At 62.1% G+C, this 5,484-nt stretch carries 7 protein-coding genes and 1 pseudogene; 3 read left to right on the plus strand and 5 right to left on the minus strand.

Translation table 11 applies throughout. The features are described from left to right. Positions 1–426, minus strand: a 426-nt coding sequence (locus H536_RS0122045; protein ID WP_024352467.1) for a transposase, incomplete at its 3' end; no start/stop codon positions are given. Between the two features lie 74 nt (positions 427–500). Further along, positions 501–833 carry an IS21 family transposase gene (locus tag H536_RS0122050; protein WP_024352468.1) on the minus strand — a complete coding sequence of 111 codons (333 nt, stop codon included), beginning with the start codon at positions 831–833 and terminating at the stop codon, positions 501–503. A gap of 16 nt (positions 834–849) precedes the next feature. Between H536_RS0122050 and H536_RS24725 the strand changes: the two genes are divergently transcribed. Beyond that, complete coding sequence (locus H536_RS24725; protein ID WP_155898611.1) at positions 850–1,026, plus strand: hypothetical protein; 177 nt, start codon at positions 850–852, stop codon at positions 1,024–1,026. Positions 1,027–1,231: 205 nt separating this feature from the next. Here the strand turns inward: H536_RS24725 and H536_RS22990 are convergent. The 3 genes and pseudogenes from H536_RS22990 to H536_RS0122070 all read right to left on the minus strand — a co-directional run bounded on the left by H536_RS22990 (position 1,232) and on the right by H536_RS0122070 (position 3,998). Continuing rightward, positions 1,232–2,253 (minus strand): annotated as a pseudogene (locus H536_RS22990) (IS110 family RNA-guided transposase). A 96-nt stretch (positions 2,254–2,349) separates the two neighbouring features. Then, entirely contained in the window at positions 2,350–3,024 is a 675-nt protein-coding gene (locus H536_RS0122065; RefSeq protein ID WP_024352469.1) for a methyltransferase domain-containing protein, read from the minus strand. A gap of 8 nt (positions 3,025–3,032) precedes the next feature. After that, positions 3,033–3,998 carry a glycosyltransferase gene (locus H536_RS0122070; protein WP_024352470.1) on the minus strand — a complete coding sequence of 322 codons (966 nt, stop codon included), beginning with the start codon at positions 3,996–3,998 and terminating at the stop codon, positions 3,033–3,035. A 190-nt stretch (positions 3,999–4,188) separates the two neighbouring features. Between H536_RS0122070 and H536_RS0122075 the strand changes: the two genes are divergently transcribed. Next, positions 4,189–4,611, plus strand: coding sequence for a GtrA family protein (locus H536_RS0122075; RefSeq protein WP_024352471.1), 423 nt, complete (start codon positions 4,189–4,191; stop codon positions 4,609–4,611). A 447-nt stretch (positions 4,612–5,058) separates the two neighbouring features. After that, positions 5,059–5,484: transposase (locus H536_RS0122080; RefSeq protein ID WP_024352467.1), on the plus strand; the 426-nt coding region annotated here is incomplete at its 3' end.

A 5,484-nucleotide genomic window follows, 5' to 3' on the forward strand; every position in this document is an offset into this window, starting at 1 on the left:
GCCGCGTCGCTCGTTGATCTGGGAACGAGCGACGTCAAGCGTCCGCGCCACGGCGCTCACCGTATACCGCCCACGGGATCGCTCCAGGACAGCAAGGGCGATGTCCGTTTTTTTTGGGCGAGCGAAGTCGAGCGCATCTTTCAGGATCTCGTTCTCCATCGTCTTGCGGCCGAGCAGCCGCTCAAGGTCGCGGACCCGCTTTTCCAGATCGCGGACCCTCGACGTGCCGACGACGTCTTCGTCGGCCTGGACGGCCGCATGTCCGCCCTCCAGCATCCGACGCTTCCAGGCAAAGAGCTGCGACGGCCAGACGCCTGCCTGCCGCGCTACGAAGGACACGCTCATCCCGGGCTGCATCGCCTCCTCGACGAGGCGGACCTTCTCGGCCGTCGACCATCGCCGCCGGCGCTGCACAGAAGTGATCACTTCGACCCGAGAAAACGGGCCATCAGGAGCTTTCGAATAGTCGTACTCATAGGCGGATGCCTATGCCTTATCGGCTATGCCACCTGGCCGGTCAAAACGGGGTGCGCTCCACCGGGATGAACGGCGCGATACTCGTCCCACAGTATCTGAAGGGTGACGCCGGGCTTCTTCAGCTCCACGGCGACCCCCGCCCAGTCCGGTTCCGGCCGCCGCCGCATGCCCTGCTTGACCCCGGCGTGGTCAAAGAGCTTGTTCTCGAGGACATCGTCCGTCATCTCGCCCGGCAGCGGCCAGCTCAGATCGGCTGCCGTGGCGCGCTTCAGATTGTCTTGGATGGTGCTCCTCGCCGAGCCGAGCGTCACAGCGATCTCCCGGGCACTGACGCCGTCCCGGGCAAGCCGAAGCATCTGTCGTAATTGTCTCATGGTCAGCCTTCTCTTTGCCGGCATCACGCTCTCCTCGTTCGACAAGGAGGTGATGCCCGAGTTGCTGACCCAGGGTCTTCAGACGCCGGAGGGTGGCCGGTTATTGATCGGAATGCTGGCCGGCTTCATGCCGGAATGGTGGCCGACTTCAAATCGGAATACCCGGCCGGTTTGAATCGGAATCCGCAGCCTTGATGACGCCACGGGCCGGTATGCTGTTGGGAAAGCAGGGTTCACATCGGTTCAGAGAGCTGCAATGCGCTCGGGCCCGGGTCTGAATGTCCCTGCCTTGAACTTCGAAGTCCGTGGCGCCTACTCCTCGTCGATCGCTCACCCCGGCCTTGCGGCCATGCCGTGACTTTCTCCCGAAGGGCTTCAGGTCACGCCATCCGGTAATCTTCCTTCTTCACGCTCAACGCCCAGATCATGCGCGCCATCTTGTTCGCAAGCGCGACAGCGGCGACCATCTTCGGCTTTCGCGCGACGAGATTCGCGAGCCAGCGGTTCGCACTACCACCCTTGCGGACCACCCACCGGATGACGCTCAGGGCTCCGACAATGAGGAGCAAGCCGCCTGATGTCGGTCTGGCCCATTTTGCTGACCGACCCCAGCTTGGACTTGCCGCCCGTAGACCGCTGCCCGGGCTCGAGGCCCAGCCAAGCTGCGAAGTTGCGCCCGCTGTCGAACGTGTCGAGGTCCGACGCGAAGGCCGCAACGGCGCCCGCCGTTACCGGCCCGATCCCCGGTATGGTACAGAGCCTTCGGAGTTCCGTGTCCGTCTTCGAGGCTGCCTCCAGTTCATCCGTCAGCCGCTCGATCACCTACGTGAGCCGCGCGATCTGCTCGAGAGATCGCGCCCATCTCTCGCAACACGGCAGGCAGATCACCGGCTTCGTCAGCGAGCGCGTCCTCCAGCATCTTGAGGCTCGCCGGCCCTTTTGGTGCCACGAGACCGAACTCAGCCAGATGACGACGAAGCGCGTTGACCAGTTGCGTCCTTTGCCGCACCAGACACTGGTGGGTGCAGAAGGCGACTGCAAGGCCCTGTGTCTTGGTGCTCTTCACTGCCACGAAGCGCATCGAGGGTCGCGACCCCGCCTCCGCAATGGCCTCGGCACTCGCATCCGCGCGATCGTTCTTCTGGCACTTGACGAAGAGCTTCACGTAGACGGTCGGAACCAGCCGGACTTCATGGCGGTGCGCCTGCGCTACCCGACCCCAGTGATGCGACGTCGCACAGGCCTCCATCGCAACCACGCAAGCCGGATGTTCGGCCAGCAACGCAATCAAACGCGGCCGCGACTGCGCCCGATTGTAGAGAACCGTCCCACCCGGCCCGACGGCGCAGACCTGAAAGCTTCCCTTCGCCAGGTCGATCGCCAACATGCTGAGTTTCGTCACTGATGCGCTCTCTGCTTGGTTCCTATAGAACCGTCATGGCATACAAGAAGCCGCTGCGCGGGGGCATCCACGGCATCAGTTCAGTTCCTTGGAATGCTACACATTCTGCAAATGAAGGAACAGGTTCGAGGAAAACGGACCCAAGCCAATCCCAGTGTAACCGATCGTGCTGTTGGTCGGCGCCAGTGAGCGCAGATGTGTGCGTGACATCATGATGAGGTTTTCCGGCTTTAACCAACGCTCCTTGCCGGTGATATTGCACGCGAGCGCGAAGCTGCGGTCGAAGAAATGCAGGAGCGGGATGCTTGTGTGGTGCTCGATCGGGAAATAGCGGTGCGGCACGGTCAGGAACACGCTGCGTCCTACTCTGGACAGCTCGGCTATGAAGGCCCGCTGATTGTCGACGCTGCCGACGTGCTCCAGCACAGCGTTGGCCGTGACAACGTCGAATGCGCCGTCGGTATAAGGAAGTCGCTGGTTGGCAATTATGTTCGTATAGTCTATCTCGGGGAAGGCGGCCTTGAAGTCGTCGCCCCTGCCCAGACCGCATGCGCTGATCTTCGCCGGATAGGCGTAGACGCTTTCGAGCCAGTTGGCGCCTTTCACTTGGACGTCCGATACGCCGACGTCGAGAATTGTCGTCTCGGCGGAAGGCTTGACCAGGCGGAGGAAGTCCGCATGCATTTTTTCGCGGGCGCGAACGAGGACCTTCTCCGCGATGCTGCGGTTTGCGATGACCTCGTAATATTCCTTATCGATTGGTTCAGCCATTTTGGTACCTACTCGAGCCCATCTAGGCGTGCATTCCATATTCGGCGCATCTCGACCATGCGTGCAACATCGCGTCGCCTGGCGGTCCGACCCGTCACCCGAAGACTCATCCCGGTGAACAGTGACTGCAGTCCGATGAGGCCGGCAATGGCGGCGGCCAGCGCGGTCGAGGGGTACGGAAGCAATCCGGTGGAGAGGAAAACGTAGAAGACCCAGCTGCCGAGCAGGGTGGATACTAGGAACGCTGCGGCCGACAGAAGGCCGAAGGCAGAAAGAGGGTAAAAGGCGATCCAATTGAGGGCGGCGAACCAGATGATCCGAAATCCGTCCCTGAAAGTGTTCAGCTTGGATTGCGACCCTTCCGGCCGCGGGAGATAGGCAATCGGAAGTTCGACGACCTTTGCCCGCATGTAGGCCGCCACGATATTCAGTTCCGTCTCGAGCTGGAAGCCGGAACTGCGGATGTCGAGCGCACTGACGAACGGACGCGACATCACGCGCAGACCGGAGAGCACGTCGGCGTAGCGTTCCCCGGCAAGCGAGGAAATGTAGCGGGTCAGGAACCTGTTGCCCGCGCTGTGTCCCGCCCGGGTGTTCTGCGCCATGTAGGTGCCGCTGGAAATACGGTCGCCGACCACCATGTCGCACCTTTCCCGCAACATCCTGTCGACCAAGCGTCTGGCATCGGACGCTGGGTAGGTGCCATCGCCGTCGGCCATCACGTAGATCTCGGCGTCGATCCGGCTTAGCCCGGCCTTGATGGCGGCGCCCTTTCCCTGTCGCGTTTCGACCAGAAGGCAGCCGGGACCGCTCTGGAGCTTCGCTGAGGCGAGCGCTCCGGTCCGATCGAACGAATTGTTGTCGATCACGACGATCGTGGCGTCAGGAAACTCGTTCCTATAATCGTCGATCGTGAGTTCGATCGCATGCTCTTCATTATAGGCAGGAATGACGATGCACGTTCTGATAGGCAATGGCAGGACCTCGATAAGGGGCGGAGGCACTAAAGGCCAGCGGGGTTGCCCTACCGTGTCGGAAGTAGCTAGGTCAATTGTCGCGCTCCGGCAAGCGCGATTGACACGTGGCTGATCGCAGGACGTTGCGCTTCATTCGCCTGATTGATACGGCTCGCGGCTGGGCGTTGCCGACAGGAAAGTCCGTCGCATGAATTCCGGTCGTTCATCCGCCAAGCAAGCGCAGGCAAGGCGCGCGCTGCTGGTGCAGGTCGGGCGCTTTGCCCTAGTCGGCGTCGCCGGCTTCGCCATCAATGCCCTTATCGTTCATCTGGTCATACCGACGACCGGCCCCGTTTGGGCCCAAGCCATTGCCTTCCCCGTCGCCGTCACGGCGACGTGGTGGCTGAACCGTCGTTATACGTTCGATTCGAGCCGCAAGGGCTGGCTCGCGGAGTGGGCGCAGTATGTCGGAGCCAATATTCTGGGATGGTTGGCGACAAATCTCGCTTATCTGGTTCTCGTGCTCGGTATGAGCTATTTCTACGATCGGCCACTGATCGCGCTGGCCGTCGGCGCCGCGGCGGGAATGGGTTTCAACTTCATCGCGTCCAGGCGACTGGTTTTCCGGTGATGCCGCGCCCTCTTCGGTGGGCGGCTGAAAGTTTTGGCGGGTCGTTACGGCCGACGCCGGCCTTCCAGCGGCGCACCGAGATTTCAATTCTCGGCGGCTGCCGGATCAGGCAGATATAGTGGCGTCGATGACGTGGGAAAAATCCCTGATCACCAAAGCATCTCATCACGGGTTCTGGCGTGGCAAGCGCGTGCTCCTGACCTCACCACCGGGTTCAGGGGTGGCGGGCTCAGGCTGCTGCTCGAGCAGCTCGGTGCGGATGTCTTCGGCATCGCGCTGGCGCGAGACAAAATGCCCTTTTGGTTCGAACGGGCCCTGCTGCGGTTCGCAGGGAAGTGGAGCGCACCCCGTTTTGACCGGCCAGGTGGCATAGCCGATAAGGCATAGGCATCCGCCTATGAGTACGACTATTCGAAAGCTCCTGATGGCCCGTTTTCTCGGGTCGAAGTGATCACTTCTGTGCAGCGCCGGCGGCGATGGTCGACGGCCGAGAAGGTCCGCCTCGTCGAGGAGGCGATGCAGCCCGGGATGAGCGTGTCCTTCGTAGCGCGGCAGGCAGGCGTCTGGCCGTCGCAGCTCTTTGCCTGGAAGCGTCGGATGCTGGAGGGCGGACATGCGGCCGTCCAGGCCGACGAAGACGTCGTCGGCACGTCGAGGGTCCGCGATCTGGAAAAGCGGGTCCGCGACCTTGAGCGGCTGCTCGGCCGCAAGACGATGGAGAACGAGATCCTGAAAGATGCGCTCGACTTCGCTCGCCCAAAAAAAACGGACATCGCCCTTGCTGTCCTGGAGCGATCCCGTGGGCGGTATACGGTGAGCGCCGTGGCGCGGACGCTTGACGTCGCTCGTTCCCAGATCAACGAGCGACGCGGC

The sequence above is a fragment of the Aurantimonas coralicida DSM 14790 genome (assembly GCF_000421645.1).
Taxonomy (GTDB): domain Bacteria; phylum Pseudomonadota; class Alphaproteobacteria; order Rhizobiales; family Rhizobiaceae; genus Aurantimonas; species Aurantimonas coralicida.